Raw genomic sequence first — 15681 nt, forward strand, 5'->3', positions numbered from 1 at the left:
ATCAGGCCGCCTCGTCATTGCTGACTTGGGCCGCGACCAGGTCGTCGCCGAGCGCCTGCATCCAACTGCTGACTTTCTCCAGCGCCTGGAACCGGGTCAAGTCGACATGGATGGGCGTCACCGAGACAAACCCGCGCCGCACCGCATCGAAATCGGTGCCAGGACCGGCATCGTCAACCTCACCCGCCGGGCCGATCCACCAGATCGGCCGGCCGCGCGGGTCGGTTTGCGCAATGCACGGCGCGGAGCGATGCCGCCTCCCCAGGCGGGTCACCTCGAAGCCTTCGATCTCGGCCCACGGACGATCGGGCACGTTGACGTTGAGGATGGTGTCGGCCGGCAGCGGATCGACCAGCAAGCGCCGCATCAGCAACAGCACGGCCTTCGCGGCCGAGTCGTAATGCATGCCCTTGTGGTCGTGCGTCACCAGCGACACCGCGATCGCCGGCAAACCCAGGAAGCGGCCTTCCATCGCCGCCGACACGGTGCCGGAATAGATCACGTCATCACCGAGATTCGCCGAATTGTTGATGCCTGACACCACGATGTCCGGTTCATCCTCGAGCAGGCCGGCCAACGCCAGATGCACGCAGTCGGTCGGCGTACCCGCCACTCGGTAGAAACCGTTCCCCATCGACAGCACGCGCAGCGGCGCGTCGAGAGTGAGCGAGTTGCTGGCACCGGAGCGATCGCGGTCGGGCGCCACCACGGTCACCTGCCCTACCGCGCCGAGACGCTCGGCAAGCACGCGAATGCCCGGGGCATCCACGCCATCGTCGTTACTTACCAGAACTCGCATGATGCTCCGTCGAAAGCTGACTGCGGACGCGCCATCCATCCTCTGGTGGCACGTGCTCGATACCTCTGAAGTCTACCGGAGCACACCTCCGGTTTCACATGGATGCGCGCCAATTCCGCGCATTGGCGCCGGAACCCTGCGCGGTTGGTTAGCATGGACGGATGAAGCGCCGCAGCGACGCCCCGATCAACAACGATGACAGCCGCCTGTTTCGCGAGGCGATCGGCGAGGTACGGCCGCTCGGCCCGGTAGAGCCGCCGCCCTCCGTCGCCCGGCCCGCGCCGCATCCGCGCATGCTGGAGGCGGATGAAGCCGCGGTGCCGGGCGAGTTGCTGGACACGGCCTTCGACCCGGCCTTGCTCGAAGTCGGTGAGGAGTTGAGCTACCTGCGCGACGGCTACCCGCCGAAGTTGCTGCGTCAGCTCAAGCGCGGCCAGTTCAGCGTGCAGGACGATATCGATTTGCATCAGATGAACGCCGCCGCAGCGCAGGCAAGCATCGTGCAGTTTCTGGCCGAGGCGAAACGCCACGGGCTGCGTTGCGTGCGGATCGTGCATGGCAAGGGCCTGCGATCGCGAGCCGCCGGGCCGGTGCTGAAGGGCCTCACCGATCGCATGCTGCGCCGGCGCGACGACGTGGTCGCGTTCGCCTCGGCGCGACCCTCGCTCGGCGGCACCGGGGCGGTGGTGGTGTTGCTGAAGGGTTGAAAACGACCGTGGTGCGTCGCGTTGTTTGGCTAGCTTTGCGCCAACTCGCGCACCACCACCGTGGCATAGGCGCCGGCCGGCAGCTCGAACGACAACTCCAGAGCAGCATCGTCCAGCCAATGCCACTTCAAGTCCTTCGGCATCAGTCGCAACGGGCGACGCTCCTGATCCATCCGCGCAGACGCCAGGCCGGCGACCAGATCGCTGTTGGCCGTGCCGATCTCGCGCTCCAGTGCACCGGCCTCGCCCTGCGTCGGCGGCTCGCCCTGGCCCCACAACGGGCCGGACGGATGGATGTCGGCGCGGGCCAGCCGTTCGGCCAGCAGCGGGGTGAATGGTTCCGGCCCGAACCACGAGCGCGAGCCGGCCAGTGACCAGATCTCGCCATCCAGCGGGCTGTCCCAGGCGCCGCGTTCGACCCGTGCCGCCAGCACGCTGTTGAAGATCTGCGAGCGCGCCGCCGACAGCAGGAACGAGCGCTTGTCGCGATCCACCCGGCGCCCGCCGAACATCGCCCGCGCCTGCGCCACGTTGCCGCCCTCGCGGCCGAAGCGCTGCTCGCCGTAGTAGTTCGGCACGCCACGCGCCGCGATCTGCACCAGCACCTGTTCGGCCCTGGCGCGGTCACCCTGCACTTCGCGCAGCACCAGCACGAAGCGGTTGCCGCGCAGCGCACCGCGCTTGAGCTTGCGCGAATGCCGTGTCGCCGCCAGCACTTTGGCCTCCGCATGCGGAAACGCCGACCAGTCCGGATCAGGCTTGCCGGCCAGTTGCACAGAGAACGTCTGGCGGGTCACCGCGTGACGATCCTTCATGCCCGCATAGCCGACCGCGACCGGCGACACGCCGGCGAATTTCGCCAGCTCGCGGGCGACCCAGTCGGTGTTCGCACCGCGTTTCTCCACCCACAGCAAGGCATGCTCGCCAGCGCCTTCGGCGTCGTAACCGAGGATCTCCTCAACGAGAAAATCTTCCGGCGTGGCGCGCAGGCGCGCATGCAACGGCGGTGTGCCGTAGGCCCACGGCAACGGCACATGGACGGTTTCGGATTCGGACATGGCACTCCGCCGGTCGCACCGGCATTCAGAATGGTTGAAACCCGGGGCCAGCGTCACACCAGGAAGATGGTCGCCAGGCCGAGAAAGATGAAGAAACCGCCACTGTCGGTCATCGCGGTGATCAGCACGCTGGAGCCCAGCGCCGGATCGCGGCCGAACTTCGTCATCAGCACCGGGATGCCGACGCCGGCGAATGCGGCCAGCAGCAGGTTCAGCGTCATCGCCGCGGTCATCACCAGGCCCAGCGAGAGGTTGTCGTACAGCAGCCACGCCACGAGGCCGATCACCCCACCCCAGATCAGCCCGTTCAGCAGCGACACGGTCAGCTCCTTGCGCCACAGCCGCTTCGCGCTTTCGGCGGTGATCTGGTTCAGCGCCAGCGCGCGCACGATCATGGTGATGGTCTGGTTGCCGGAGTTGCCGCCGATGCCGGCCACGATCGGCATCAGCGCGGCCAGCGCCACCAGCCGCTCGATCGAGCCCTCGAACAGGCCGATCACGCGCGAGGCGATGAACGCGGTGACCAGGTTGATCGCCAGCCACGCCCAGCGGTTCTTCAGCGAGGCCCACACCGAGGCGAAGATGTCCTCCTCTTCGCGCAGGCCGCCGCGGCTGAGCGCTTCGCTCTCGCCTTCCTCGCGGATCACGTCGACCATCGCGTCGATGGTGATGCGGCCGATCAGGTGGCCGCGCTCGTCGACCACCGGCGCGGTCACCAGGTCGTAGCGCTCGAACGCCTGCGCCACGTCGTACGCGTCATCGGTGGGGTGGAAGGTGTTGACGTCCGGCGCCATCACCGCGCTGACCATTTTTTCCGGCGGGTTCACCAGCAGCCAGTGCAGCGGCAGCACGCCGGTGAGCAGGTTGTCGTGGTTGATCACGAACAGCTTGTCGGTCTGCGCCGGCAGCTCGTCCCAGCGGCGCAGGTAGCGCAGCACCACTTCCAGGCTCACGTCCTCGCGGATGGTGACCATCTCGAAGTCCATCAGCGCGCCGACCTGGTCGTCCTCGTAGGACAGCGCCGACTGCACCTGTTCGCGCTGCTGCGTGTCCAGGCTCGCCATCAGCTCCGGCAGCATGGCGGTCGGCAGGTCCTCGACCAGGTCGGCCAGCTCGTCGGCGTCCAGCGTTTCGGCTGCCGCGAGGATCTCGTGGCGATCCATGTCCGCGATCAGCGATTCGCGCACCGCATCGGATACTTCCAGCAGGATCTCGCCGTCGCGGTCGGCCTTGACCAGCTGCCAGACCGCCAGGCGGTCGTCCAGCGGCAGCGATTCGAGGATGAACGCGATGTCGGCCGGGTGCAGCTCATCCAGCTGCCGGCGCAATTCGGCCTGCGATTCGGCCGGCAGCAGGCTCTCGTCCTCGTGCCGGCGCAGCACCTCGACGATGGCTTCGAGCTGGTCGTGCAGCCGGCTTGTGGCGCTGCGGGCTTCTATTTCGCTCACGCGCGCTCCAGCAGGACGCACGCCTGCGCGGCGATCCCCTCGCCTCGTCCGCAGAAGCCGAGTTTTTCGGTGGTGGTGGCCTTGACACTGATGCGGCCGACCTCGCTGTCCAGGTCCGCGGCGAGGTTCTCGCGCATCGCCTGCGCGTGCGGGCCGACCTTCGGCGCCTCGCCGATCACGGTGATGTCGGCATTGCCCAGTGTGTAGCCATGCTGCGCCATCAGCATCGCTGCGTGGCGCAGGAACTGGCGGCTGTCGGCATCACGCCAGCGCTCGTCCGACGGCGGAAAATGCTGGCCGATGTCGCCCAGCGCCAGCGCGCCGAAGATCGCGTCGCACAGCGCGTGGATCACCACGTCGCCGTCCGAATGCGCCACCACGCCTCGGTGATGCGGCACGCGTACGCCACCGATGATGACCTGGTCGCCCTCGCCGAATGCATGCACGTCGAAACCCTGTCCGATCCTCATGTCGATGTCCTCGCCAGCAGGAACTCGGCCAGCGCGAAATCCGCGGCCGTGGTTACCTTGATGTTGTCCTCGGCGCCTTCGACCAGCAGCGGCGCGAAGCCAGCCAGCTCCATCGCCATCGCCTCGTCGCTGACGTTCACGCTGCGCCGTGCCGTGTCGCGCAGCGCTGCCGCCAGTTGACCACGGCGGAACATCTGTGGCGTGAAGGCGCGCCAGCGCAGGTCGCGCGGCTCGGTCGACTCGCTGCGGCCGGCAGCATTCGCGTGCTTCAGCGTGTCGCGCAGCGGCGCGCCCAGCAGGCCGCCGTCAGCCGCACCGGCCAGTTCGATCAACTTGCCGATATCGGCCAGCCGCACGCACGGTCGCGCGGCGTCGTGCACCAGCACGAAATCTTCCGCGCCTACCGATGCGGGCAAGGCGTCGATCCCGGCCAGCACCGAATCGCTGCGCTCGGCCCCGCCGATTGCGGTCAACACCGGCTTGCCGTCGAGCGTGTCGATGCCGGACCAATGAGCATCGGCCGCCGCCAGCGTGACCATCAGGCCGCCGATCCGCGGATGCGCGGCCAGCCGCTCCAATGTGTGGGCCATCAGCGGCCGCCCGGCCAGCGGCAGGTATTGTTTCGGACAGTCGCCGCCGACCCGGGTGCCGCGCCCTGCGGCCGGCACCACGCACCACAGCAGCTGCGCGCTCATGGCGATCCGGCAGGCGTGGCGGAGGGCGGTGGCAGCGAGCTGGCGGCGCGGGCCGGTGGCTCGACCACCTGGTAGAACACTTCGCCCGGCTTGATCAGACCCAGTTCGGTGCGCGCACGCGCCTCGACCGCCTGGTCACCGTGCTTGAGGTCCAGCACGTCGGCGCCGACCGCCTGGTTGCGCTGCAGCAGCTTGGCGTTCTCGTCGGTCTGCTTCCTGACCGACACGCGCAAGGCATCCACCTCGCGCATGCTGCCGTTGCCGGACCACAGCTTCAGCTGCAATCCGATCAGGACAAGGATCAGAACCAGGGCGATCCAGCGCAGCATGGGGCGGCAGTCTTCCGCTCAGCCCGGTAGACGGGTCAGGTTGGGAAACGCGTCGCGGCCGGCATAGCGAGCCGCGGCGCCGAGCTGTTCCTCGATGCGCAGCAGCTGGTTGTACTTCGCCACGCGGTCGCTGCGGCACAGCGAGCCGGTCTTGATTTGGGTCGCCGTGGTGGCCACCGCGATGTCGGCAATGGTGGTGTCCTCGGTCTCGCCGGAGCGATGCGAGATCACCGCCGCGTACTTCGCCGCATCGGCCATCGCGATCGCTTCCAGCGTCTCGGACAGCGTGCCGATCTGGTTCACCTTGATCAGGATCGCGTTGGCGATGTGCTTCTCGATGCCCTCGCGGAAGATCGCCGGGTTGGTCACGAACAGGTCGTCGCCGACCACCTGCACGCGCTCGCCGATCGCATCGGTGAGCAGCTTCCAGCCGTCCCAGTCGCCTTCGGCCATGCCGTCCTCGATGGTGACGATCGGGTACTGCCTCGCCCAGCCGGCGAGCAGGTCAGCGAACTGCGCCGAGGTGTACTGCTTGCCTTCGCCGGCCAGGTCGTACTTGCCGTTCTTGTAGAACTCCGAGCTGGCCGCGTCGAGACCGAGCAGGATCTCGCTGCCGATCTTGTAGCCGGTCTTGCCGACCGCTTCCAGGATGGTGTCGATCGCCTCGACGTTGGAGCGCAGATTCGGCGCAAAGCCGCCCTCGTCACCCACCGCGGTGCTGAGGCCGCGGCCATGCAGCACGCTCTTCAGCGCATGGAAGATTTCCGCGCCGGCGCGCAGCGCCTCGGCGAAGTTCGGCAGGCCCACCGGCAGGATCATGAACTCCTGCACGTCGACGTTGTTGTCGGCATGCGCACCGCCGTTGATGATGTTCATCATCGGCACCGGCAAGGCGCCGGGCTTGCCGTTCGACAAGTACTGCCACAGCGGCTCGCCGCGCGACGCAGCCACTGCGTGCGCGGCCGCCATCGACACGCCGAGCAGGGCGTTCGCGCCCAGCCGGCCCTTGTTCGGGGTGCCGTCCAGCGCGATCAGGTTGGTGTCCAGACCCTTCTGGTCGGCCGCATCGAAACCCTTCAGCGCATCGGCGATGGTGGCGTTGACGTTCGCCACCGCTTCCTTCACACCCTTGCCGCCGTAACGCGATCTGTCGCCGTCGCGCAGCTCGACCGCCTCGCGCGAGCCGGTGGAGGCGCCACTGGGCACCGCGGCGCGGCCGAAACCGCCGTCGGCCAGGGTGACTTCGGCTTCCAGCGTGGGGTTGCCGCGCGAGTCGAGGATCTCACGGGCGTGGATGCGGGTGATCAGGGTGCTCATGCGGTGTCCGTCAGTCGAGTGTTGGCGTTCTTGTAGGAGCCCGCTGGCGGGCGATGCTCCTGATTGGGATGGCAAGAAAAGCATCGCCCGCGAGCGGGCTCCTACAACGGTAGGTCCTGTTCGAGGAAACCGTGCCGCTTGGTCACGGCATCCAGCTCCAGCAGGGTTTCCAGCAGCGCCTCCATTTTGCCCAGCGGCCACGCGTTGGGGCCGTCGGACAGCGCCTTGCTGGGGTCGGGATGCGTCTCGGCGAACAGGCCGGCCACGCCGACCGCCACCGCGGCGCGCGCCAGTACCGGCACGAATTCGCGCTGGCCGCCCGAGGTGGCGCCCTGGCCGCCCGGCAACTGCACCGAATGGGTGGCGTCGAACACGACCGGGCAGTTCGTATCGCGCATCACGCTCAGCGAGCGCATGTCCGACACCAGGTTGTTGTAGCCGAAGCTGGCGCCGCGCTCGCACACCATGATGTCGTCGTTGCCGACGGCCTTGGCCTTGGCCACCACGTGCTTCATGTCCCATGGCGCCAGGAACTGGCCCTTCTTGATGTTCACCGGCTTGCCGGCGCGCGCCACCTTCTGGATGAAGTCGGTCTGGCGGCACAGGAACGCCGGCGTCTGCAGCACGTCGACCACCGATGCCACTTCATCCATCGGCGTGTATTCGTGCACGTCGGTGAGCACCGGCACGCCGAGCTGGCGCTTCACCTCGGCGAGGATGCGCAGCCCCTCTTCCAGGCCAGGCCCGCGGAAGCTCTCGCCCGATGAGCGGTTCGCCTTGTCGAAGCTGGACTTGAAGATGAAGTGGATGCCGAGCCGGTCGGTGATCTCCTTCAGCGTGCCGGCGGTGTCGATCTGCAACTGCTCCGACTCGACCACGCAGGGGCCGGCGATCAGGAACAGCGGCCGGTTCAGCCCGATCTCGAATCCGCAGAGCTTCATGCCACCGACTCCCGCGCCAGCCGTGCGCCCTCGCGGACGGCCTTGTACTCGCGCGCCGCGCGGACGAAGCCGCTGAACAGCGGATGGCCGTCACGCGGGGTCGAGGTGAACTCCGGATGCGCCTGGCAGGCGAGAAACCATGGATGCTGCTGTTGCGGCAGTTCGATCATCTCCACCAACAGGTCGTCCATCGACTTGCCGGAGATCACCAGGCCCAGATCCTCGAACGACTGGCGATAGCGATTGTTGAATTCGTAGCGATGACGATGACGCTCGCGCACCACGTCCTGGCCATACAGCTCACGCGCCAGCGTTCCAGCCTTGAGGCGGCATTCCTGCGCACCGAGGCGCATGGTGCCGCCCATGTCGGAACGGTCGCTGCGCTGTTCGACATCCCCGCTGGCGGTGGTCCATTCGGTGATCAGGCCGATCACCGGGTCCGGCGTGTTGCGGTCGTTCTCGCTGGAATCGGCCTCCGTCAGCCCGGCAATGTGGCGGGCGAAATCGACCACCGCCGCATGCATGCCGTAGCAGATGCCGAAGTACGGCACGCCGTGCTCGCGCGCGTACTTCGCTGCCAGGATCTTCCCTTCGAAACCGCGCTTGCCGAAGCCGCCGGGAACCAGGATCGCGTCGACCTGGCCCAGCACCTTGGCCGCGCCTTCGGCCTCGACCTGCTCGGAGTCGACCCAGTTGAGGTTGACCCGCGCCTGCTGCTTGATGCCGCCATGGCGCAGCGCCTCACCCAGCGACTTGTAGGCATCCTTGTGTTCGACGTACTTGCCGACGATGGCCACGGTGACCTCGTCCTTGGGGTGCTCCATCGCGTCGACCGTGCGCTGCCAGCTGGACAGGTCGGCCGGGCCGGCATCGAGCCCGAGGCGCTTGACCACAATGTCGTCCAGCCCCTGCGCGTGCAGCCATAGCGGCTGCTTGTAGATGATGTCCACGTCGGTGGCGCTGATCACCGCCTGCTCCGGCACGTTGGTGAACAGCGCGATCTTGCGGCGCTCGGCCTCCGGCAGCGGTTCTTCGCAACGGCACAGCAGGATGTCCGGCTGGATGCCGATCGAACGCAGCTCTTTCACCGAATGCTGGGTCGGCTTGGTCTTGATCTCGCCGGCGGCCTTGATGTACGGCACCAGGGTGAGGTGCATGAACAGCACCTTCTCCGGACCATGCTCGATGCGCAGCTGGCGGGTCGCTTCCAGAAACGGCAGCGATTCGATATCGCCCACGGTGCCGCCGATCTCCACCAGTGCCACGTCGAAACCGCGGGTGGCCTCATGGATGCAGTGCTTGATCTCGTCGGTGATGTGCGGGATCACCTGCACGGTCGCGCCGAGGTAGTCGCCGCGGCGTTCCTTGCGGATCACGCTTTCGTATATCTTGCCGGTGGTGATCGAGTTCTTGCCGGTCAGGCGGGTGTGCACGAAGCGCTCGTAGTGTCCCAGGTCGAGGTCGGTCTCGGCACCGTCGTCGGTCACGTAGACCTCGCCGTGCTGGAACGGACTCATCGTGCCCGGATCCACATTGATGTAGGGATCGAGCTTCATCATGGTGACCGAGAGCCCGCGCGCTTCGAGGATGGAAGCGAGCGACGCCGCAGCAATGCCCTTGCCAAGCGAGGACACCACACCGCCGGTGACGAAAATCAGGGGGGTCATGGAAAGCAGCCGTGCTGGAAATTAGGCATTTTAGCTGCAGAAGCGTCCCGCTGCGAGATGGCGAAGGGGATTTTCCTGTTTTGGTTCATTTCCCGGCCCCAAAGTCGGCGCTTGGTCCATGGCCCCGGGGCCGGTGCCGCCCTCTGCTAGCATTTCCTTCCATGAACAACCCCATCCCCGCCCGCCTTGCCGCCCTGCGCGCGGCCATGCAACAGCACGGCATCGCCGCCGTGCTCGTTCCCAGTGCCGACCCGCATCTGTCCGAATATCTTCCCGGGCACTGGCAGGCGCGCGCCTGGTTGTCGGGTTTCGATGGTTCGGCCGGCACGCTGATCGTCAGCCGCGAACACGCCGGGCTGTGGACGGACTCGCGTTACTTCTCGCAAGCCGAGCAGCAACTCGCCGACAGTGGCGTCACGCTGATGAAGCTGCGCGTGCCGCATACGCCGGAACATCTGGAATGGCTGCGGCAGCACCTGCACGAAGGCGATGTGCTGGCCGTGGCGGGCGACAGCGTGGCACTGACCACCCAGCGCCAGATCGAGCGCTGGCTGGGCGATGGTGGCGTCACCCTGCGCACTGACCTGGACCTGCCCGGCATGGTCTGGACGAACCGTCCGGCGTTGCCGCAGGCGCCGGTGATAGAACACGCCCCGGCCTACGCCAGCGTCACGCGCGCCGAGAAGTTCAGCCGCCTGCGCAAAGCGATGCACAAGCTCGGCGCCACCCATCATCTGCTGTCCAGCCTCGACGACATCGCCTGGCTGACCAACCTGCGCGGCAGCGACGTCGAGTGCAATCCCGTGTTTCTCGCCCACCTGCTGGTGCAGGCGGACAGCCGCGCCACCTTGTTCGTCCATCGCGGCAAGCTCAGCGACGCCCTGGTGGCCATGCTTGCCGCCGACGGCATCGCCATCGCCGACTACGCCTCGATCACCTCGGCCCTGCAGGAGCTGGGCGCCGCCGACCGCCTGCTGCTGGACAGCGGGCGGGTGGTCAGTGCGATCGCCGCAGCCATTGCGCCGACGGTTCAGCGGGTCGAGGCGGCCAATCCGAGCACCGCGTTCAAGGCGATCAAGAATGCTGCCGAACTCGACCATATCCGCGAGGTGATGCGCCGCGATGGCGCCGCCCTGGTCCGCGGATTCCGCCGGCTGGAGCAGCGCCTCGCCGCCGGCATGACCCTGACCGAGCTGGATGTCGATGCGCTGCTCTACGAGGAGCGCTCGGCCCAGCCCGGTTATGTCGGCGAGAGCTTCGCCACCATCGCCGGCTATCAGGCGAACGGTGCGTTGCCGCATTACCGCGCCACGCCGCAATCGCACAGCACACTGCAGGCCAAGGGCCTGCTGCTGATCGATTCGGGCGGTCAGTATCTCGGCGGCACCACCGACATCACCCGCGTGCTGGCCCTGGGCGAGACCACGTCGGAGCAGCGCCTTGACGCGACGCTTGTGATGAAGGGGATGATCGCGCTGTCCCGCGCACGTTTCCCCAAAGGCGCCAGCGGTCCGCAACTGGACGCTCTGGCGCGGGCGCCGCTGTGGGCCAACGGCATGGATTACGGCCACGGCACGGGCCATGGCGTGGGCTATTTCCTCAACGTCCATGAAGGCCCCCACGCGATCCGCGCACCGGTCACCGGAGGCGCGCTGGTGGCGCTGGAACCGGGCATGATCAGCTCGATCGAGCCAGGCCTGTACAAGCCCGGCCGGCACGGCATCCGCCATGAGAACCTGGCGGTGGTGGTCGAGGCAGATCGCACCGAGTTCGGTGAATTCCTCGCCTTCGAAACCTTGACGATGTGCCCGTTCGACCGCCGCGCGCTGCAAGCGGACCTGCTCAATCCGGAAGAGCGCGCCTGGCTGGACGATTACCACGCCAGCGTGCGCGCGGCCCTCAGCCCCTTGCTCGAAGACGCCGACCTGGAGTGGCTGCACCGCCATTGCGCGCCGCTTTAGGCAACGGCCTCAACGGAAGTGCGTGGCATCCACGCCGGTTGCGTCGACCTGCATGAAATACTCGTGCAGATATTTTTCGCCTTCGTCGCAGAAGGCCGTGACGACGGTTTTCAACCCGGGAAAATTCTGGCGGATGCGCTTGGCCGCCAGCATGTGGGCGCCGGAACTGGGGCCGCAGAACAGGCCATGGCTGCGCGCCAGCCGCTTCATCTCGCTTATGGCGTCCGCGCTGGAGACGCTCAGCACGTCATTGACCAGGCCGGCATGGCGTTCAAAGATGCCCGGCACGAAACCATCCGAAATACCCTCGATGTTGTGCGTGGCGATTTCGCCGCACAGGATCGTGCACGATTCGGACGGCTCCATCGCGAACAGCCGCACGTCCGGATTGACCGCACGGAAGGCCTGGCCCACGCCGATCAGCGTGCCGCCGGTGCCCACGCCCAGCACCAGCGCATCGGGGACGCGCCCGGACGGCAACTGCGACAGAATTTCAGGCCCTAGGATCAACCGGTTCTCCTCCACGTTCCATTCCGATTCGAACTGGCTCGGGGCGAAATGGTGCGGCTGCTGGCCCAGCTCCCGCGCCCGCTGCAATGCATCGTTGACGTGGAATTTGCCGCAGAACACGACGTCCGCGCCGAACGCGCGCGAAATCGCCACACGTTCGCTGGACATGCCTTCGGGCATCACCACCAGCATGCGATAGCCTTTCACCGCGGCCACCATCGACAGCGCGTTGCCGGTATTGCCGCTGGTCGCCTCCACGATGGTGTCGCCCGGCTTGAGCAGACCCTCCTGCTCGGCCCGCTCGATCATGTATTTCGCGATGCGTGCCTTGATTGATCCAGAGGGATTGAGGAACTCGATCTTGGCGTAGATGCCCTCGATCTCCAGCAGCGGGGTATCGCCCACTGCCTCGAGAATGCTGCCTGATACCGTGGTGTAGCGCGGAGCCATCTCAAACGGCCTCGTGCGCGTGCTGCATCACATCCAGTGCCAGCGTGGAATGCGCATAGGCGCCGCCAGCCCGCATCTCCGCGGCGACCCATATCGCTTCCATGATCTGCGGCTCGCTGGCACCGCACTTCAACGCCTCGGCGGTGTGCCCCTTGATGCAATACGGGCATTGGGTGACGTGCGCCACCGCCACGGCGATCAGCTGCTTGGTGACGCCCGGCAAGGCACCATCGGCGAACACTGCGGCGCTGAACGCCTTGAACGCCTTCAGCGGTTCCGGTGCCAGTTCACGGCGCTTGCGCGCCAGCTCCGCAGTGGCTTGCGGGTAAAGGGAAGTATCCATGGCGCGACTCCTCGGAAAGGGCACTGCGTGACCATCTCGACATTTGGCCGCGCAGCCTTCTGCGGGTCGGATCGTGGCATCGGCCTGTCGCGGCAGGCAGGCCCCGACGCAGCCGCGGTTCGACATGCGGCATGAGGATGGACAACGTGGCTCCCAGTCTGTATCCCCGGTCTGCGGCCTGCACTGATGCATATCAAGCGCAGCGGGCTCGGCCCATATCGCGCTCACCCCCGGTTGGGCGGTACCAGCTTGAGCCTGGGCGCCGCCTGGGGTTGGCTCGGGCACAGCAGATGCTGGACCTCTTCCGGCCTGAGCGGATAGGAGTACAGGTAACCCTGCCCTTCGATGCAACCGGCACGCACCAGAAAGTCGTGCTGCGCCTCGGTTTCGATGCCCTCGGCGATCGGGATCAGGCCGAGGCTGCGGGACATCGCCAGCATGGCGGCGGTGATGGCGGCATCGTTGGTGTCGCCGGGCAGGCCGGTGATGAAAGATCGATCAATCTTCAGATAGGCCACCGCCGGCAGCTTGAGGTAAGCCATCGAGGAATAGCCGGTACCGAAATCGTCGATCGCCACCGCGATGCCCAGCGTATGCAGGGTTCGCATGGTGCGCTCGGTGTCGTCGCCCAGCTGCAGCATCGCGCTTTCGGTGATCTCCAGCAGCAGCCGCTGGGCAGGCAACTGCCGCGACTGCAGGGTTCGGCTGACCTCTTCGACGAAGGCCGGATGGCCGAACCAGCGCGCGGAAATGTTCACCGCCACCCGGATCGGTGGCACGCCAGCGAGGTCCCACGCCTGGATCTGCGCGCAGGTCGCCTGCATCACCCATTCGTCGATGCGCCGGATCAGGCCCAATCCTTCGGCCACCGGAATGAACTCTGCGGGAAACACTTCGCCGCGTTCCGGGTGCTGCCAGCGCAGCAAGGCTTCGACCGCCACGATCCGCCCGGTGCGGAGCTCGACGCTCGGCTGGAACACCAGCTGAAACTCGTTGCGCGCCAGCGCCTGCCGCAATTCGGTGGCCAGTTGCATCCGCTGGCGGGTATCGGCGTGCATCATCGGCGTGTAGAACCGGAACGCGTTGCGCTCCTCGGTCTTCGCGGCGTACATGGCGGCGTCGGCGTTCGCTATCAGGGTCGCTGCGTTGTCGCCATCGAGCGGATAGCCGGACACGCCGATGCTGGCGCTGAGCACGATTTCGTAATCGTCCACCAGCAGCGGTTCGGACAGCGCGGCCAGCAGGCGGCTGACGATGGCCCGGGCATCCTCGCGCAGGATCAGCCGCGGAATCAGCACCGTGAACTCGTCGCCGCCGATGCGGCCGGCCACGTCGCCCTCGGACAGTTGCCGGCGGATGCGTTCGCCCACCTTGATCAGCAACCGGTCGCCGATGGCATGGCTGTAGCTGTCGTTGACGATCTTGAATGCATCCAGATCGATGAACAGCACTGCCACCGCCAGCCGTTCGCGCTCGGCAACCGCGAGCGCCTCCGTACAATACCGTTCGAACTCCGCCCGGTTGACCAGGCCGGTCAGCGGATCATGCCGCGCCAGGTGCTCCAGCCGGCGTTGGTTGGTCTTCGCCTCGTGGATGTCGGTGAACACCGCCACGTAATAGACCACCTGATTGCCCGCATTGCGGATCGCGCTGATGCTCAGCTGTTCGGGATAGCTGGTGCCATCGCTGCGGCCGCTCTGCACCTCGCCAAGCCAGTTGTGGCCCGCCGCGACATCGTTCCATATCGATTGCGGCAGCGGCCTTCCATCCGGCAGGCGACGAGTCTCGTCCAGGCGCTTGCCCTGCAAGGCATGGATCGTGAAGCCGGTAAGTTCGACATGCGCGGCATTGGTCGAGATCACGCGACGGTCGGCATCGGCGATGATCACACCCTCGGCGATGCTGGCCAGCGCCTCGGCAGCGACGCGGCGCTCCTGCTCCATCGCCAGCCGTTCGGAAATGTCGCGGATGATCGCCTGCCGCACCGGTTGATCGCCCCAGTTGACGAGGCTGGTCTGCGTCTCCACCGGCCGCGTGCCACCGTTGGCGCCCAGCAGGGTGTTGGTGGCAGCCCGGCCGGCCTCCTGGCGGGACAGCGATTGCATGAACAAGTGCACGAAGCGGTCGCCGATCAGCCCCTGCACCTCGCGGCCGGTCCACACCGACGCGGTGCGATTGGCGTCGACGATCCGCCCGCTGGTTTCGTCGATCATCACGATCGCATCGGCAGCGCTGTCGAACAGCAGGCGGTAGCGCTCCTCGGTGCCGCGCACACCGGCCAGGATGCGGCGGGCCATGCTCAGCCACATCAGCATCGCGATGCAGGCGACGCCCAGCACGCTTCCGAACAGTATCCTGCCGACCCAGGCCGCACCGTGGGCGATCTCCAGCGAAAATACGTTGGTGCGCGGCTCGATGTATTGGCTGAGTGCATGGATCCGCCCCCGCTGCCGACCGATTTCCGCGTCGGACAACCTGCCGCCCGCACGCGCATCCTGCAGCTCGCCGGCGATATCGCCGAGCTCGGCGATCGAATCGTCGGTCGAGTACCACGCCTGCAACGCCGCGCTGATGTGTGGCGCGGACGGAAAATGTTGAAGGATGAAGATCATTCCGGGAATGGCGCCCGGTATCACGCTGCCGCGACCGAACGCCTGCGCCACTTTTCCCCGGTCGAAGTTGCCTGACGCCACGGCGTCCCGGGCCCAGCGGTCGGACTCCAGCACCGCGTAGTGCTGCTTGAAACTGGCGAGGTCCGCGGCGTGGCCGCCGGTCGCGTAAGCTTCAAGGTCGATGACCGACTGCTTCTGTGCCTTCGACCAGAGGCTCTCGCCGTTCAAGAAACCGGCGAGAGTGATCTGGACCTGCAGCGTGCCCCACGTCAGGGCAAGAATCAGCCCTATCATGGCGATCAATGCATAGGCCAACGGCATCAAGCGTCGGGACAACGGCCGTTGCAAGGTGGTTGTGGCGATACGCATCATCC

General features: G+C 66.7%; 14 protein-coding genes. 2 read left to right on the plus strand and 12 right to left on the minus strand.

Annotated elements, in window-relative coordinates:
• Position 1: 1 nt before the first annotated feature.
• Positions 2–799 (minus strand): 5'/3'-nucleotidase SurE, encoded by a 798-nt coding sequence (gene surE / locus ACFPME_RS01635; protein ID WP_377301351.1) that lies wholly within the window; start codon positions 797–799, stop codon positions 2–4.
• A 161-nt stretch (positions 800–960) separates the two neighbouring features.
• Here surE and ACFPME_RS01640 point away from each other — a divergent pair, with 161 nt between their 5' ends.
• Positions 961–1506, plus strand: coding sequence for a Smr/MutS family protein (locus ACFPME_RS01640; protein WP_377301353.1), 546 nt, complete (start codon positions 961–963; stop codon positions 1504–1506).
• Positions 1507–1535: 29 nt separating this feature from the next.
• Here the strand turns inward: ACFPME_RS01640 and truD are convergent, their stop codons facing one another.
• The 8 genes from truD to ACFPME_RS01680 all read right to left on the minus strand — a co-directional run bounded on the left by truD (position 1536) and on the right by ACFPME_RS01680 (position 9431).
• Entirely contained in the window at positions 1536–2564 is a 1029-nt protein-coding gene (gene truD / locus ACFPME_RS01645; protein WP_377301355.1) for a tRNA pseudouridine(13) synthase TruD, read from the minus strand.
• A gap of 53 nt (positions 2565–2617) precedes the next feature.
• Positions 2618–4012, minus strand: a complete 1395-nt coding sequence (gene mgtE, locus ACFPME_RS01650; protein ID WP_377301357.1) for a magnesium transporter — start codon at positions 4010–4012, stop codon at positions 2618–2620.
• A complete protein-coding gene (gene ispF / locus ACFPME_RS01655) occupies positions 4009–4482 on the minus strand; it encodes a 2-C-methyl-D-erythritol 2,4-cyclodiphosphate synthase (protein ID WP_377301359.1) in 474 nt (157 codons plus the stop codon). Before ispF ends, mgtE begins: the two co-directional genes overlap by 4 nt.
• Positions 4479–5177 (minus strand): 2-C-methyl-D-erythritol 4-phosphate cytidylyltransferase, encoded by a 699-nt coding sequence (ispD, locus tag ACFPME_RS01660; protein ID WP_377301361.1) that lies wholly within the window; start codon positions 5175–5177, stop codon positions 4479–4481. Before ispD ends, ispF begins: the two co-directional genes overlap by 4 nt.
• Positions 5174–5506: a cell division protein FtsB gene (ftsB, locus tag ACFPME_RS01665; RefSeq protein ID WP_377301363.1), complete on the minus strand. Its 333-nt coding sequence runs from the start codon at positions 5504–5506 to the stop codon at positions 5174–5176. Before ftsB ends, ispD begins: the two co-directional genes overlap by 4 nt.
• Positions 5507–5524: 18 nt before the next feature.
• Positions 5525–6823, minus strand: coding sequence for a phosphopyruvate hydratase (gene eno, locus ACFPME_RS01670; RefSeq protein WP_377301365.1), 1299 nt, complete (start codon positions 6821–6823; stop codon positions 5525–5527).
• 101 nt (positions 6824–6924) lie between these two features.
• Positions 6925–7764 (minus strand): 3-deoxy-8-phosphooctulonate synthase, encoded by an 840-nt coding sequence (kdsA, locus tag ACFPME_RS01675; protein ID WP_377301367.1) that lies wholly within the window; start codon positions 7762–7764, stop codon positions 6925–6927.
• A complete protein-coding gene (locus ACFPME_RS01680) occupies positions 7761–9431 on the minus strand; it encodes a CTP synthase (RefSeq protein ID WP_377301369.1) in 1671 nt (556 codons plus the stop codon). Before ACFPME_RS01680 ends, kdsA begins: the two co-directional genes overlap by 4 nt.
• Before the next feature lie 161 nt (positions 9432–9592).
• On the opposite strand from ACFPME_RS01680, the gene ACFPME_RS01685 reads away from it, so the two are divergent.
• Positions 9593–11392, plus strand: coding sequence for a M24 family metallopeptidase (locus ACFPME_RS01685; protein WP_377301371.1), 1800 nt, complete (start codon positions 9593–9595; stop codon positions 11390–11392).
• A gap of 9 nt (positions 11393–11401) precedes the next feature.
• On the opposite strand, the gene ACFPME_RS01690 is transcribed toward ACFPME_RS01685, so the two are convergent.
• The 3 genes from ACFPME_RS01690 to ACFPME_RS01700 form a co-directional block, all read right to left on the minus strand.
• Positions 11402–12352 (minus strand): PLP-dependent cysteine synthase family protein, encoded by a 951-nt coding sequence (locus ACFPME_RS01690; protein ID WP_377301373.1) that lies wholly within the window; start codon positions 12350–12352, stop codon positions 11402–11404.
• A gap of 1 nt (position 12353) precedes the next feature.
• Complete coding sequence (locus tag ACFPME_RS01695) at positions 12354–12695, minus strand: carboxymuconolactone decarboxylase family protein (protein ID WP_377301375.1); 342 nt, start codon at positions 12693–12695, stop codon at positions 12354–12356.
• A 224-nt stretch (positions 12696–12919) separates the two neighbouring features.
• Complete coding sequence (locus tag ACFPME_RS01700; RefSeq protein ID WP_377301377.1) at positions 12920–15676, minus strand: putative bifunctional diguanylate cyclase/phosphodiesterase; 2757 nt, start codon at positions 15674–15676, stop codon at positions 12920–12922.
• Positions 15677–15681 lie beyond the last annotated feature (5 nt).

Origin of the sequence: Rhodanobacter umsongensis, from assembly GCF_042654965.1 — a bacterium.
In the GTDB taxonomy this organism is placed as follows: Bacteria; Pseudomonadota; Gammaproteobacteria; order Xanthomonadales; family Rhodanobacteraceae; genus Rhodanobacter; species Rhodanobacter umsongensis.

Bases quoted from the DNA above. Each gene is read 5' to 3' on its own strand.
- ispF (WP_377301359.1), bottom strand. From the start codon at position 4,482: ATGAGGATCGGACAGGGTTTCGACGTGCATGCATTCGGCGAGGGCGAC.
- kdsA (WP_377301367.1), bottom strand. From the start codon at position 7,764: ATGAAGCTCTGCGGATTCGAGATCGGGCTGAACCGGCCGCTGTTCCTG.
- surE (WP_377301351.1), bottom strand. From the start codon at position 799: ATGCGAGTTCTGGTAAGTAACGACGATGGCGTGGATGCCCCGGGCATT.
- ACFPME_RS01690 (WP_377301373.1), bottom strand. From the start codon at position 12,352: ATGGCTCCGCGCTACACCACGGTATCAGGCAGCATTCTCGAGGCAGTG.
- ACFPME_RS01680 (WP_377301369.1), bottom strand. From the start codon at position 9,431: ATGACCCCCCTGATTTTCGTCACCGGCGGTGTGGTGTCCTCGCTTGGC.
- ACFPME_RS01685 (WP_377301371.1), top strand. From the start codon at position 9,593: ATGAACAACCCCATCCCCGCCCGCCTTGCCGCCCTGCGCGCGGCCATG.
- ACFPME_RS01700 (WP_377301377.1), bottom strand. From the start codon at position 15,676: ATGCGTATCGCCACAACCACCTTGCAACGGCCGTTGTCCCGACGCTTG.
- ispD (WP_377301361.1), bottom strand. From the start codon at position 5,177: ATGAGCGCGCAGCTGCTGTGGTGCGTGGTGCCGGCCGCAGGGCGCGGC.
- ACFPME_RS01695 (WP_377301375.1), bottom strand. From the start codon at position 12,695: ATGGATACTTCCCTTTACCCGCAAGCCACTGCGGAGCTGGCGCGCAAG.
- eno (WP_377301365.1), bottom strand. From the start codon at position 6,823: ATGAGCACCCTGATCACCCGCATCCACGCCCGTGAGATCCTCGACTCG.
- truD (WP_377301355.1), bottom strand. From the start codon at position 2,564: ATGTCCGAATCCGAAACCGTCCATGTGCCGTTGCCGTGGGCCTACGGC.
- ACFPME_RS01640 (WP_377301353.1), top strand. From the start codon at position 961: ATGAAGCGCCGCAGCGACGCCCCGATCAACAACGATGACAGCCGCCTG.
- ftsB (WP_377301363.1), bottom strand. From the start codon at position 5,506: ATGCTGCGCTGGATCGCCCTGGTTCTGATCCTTGTCCTGATCGGATTG.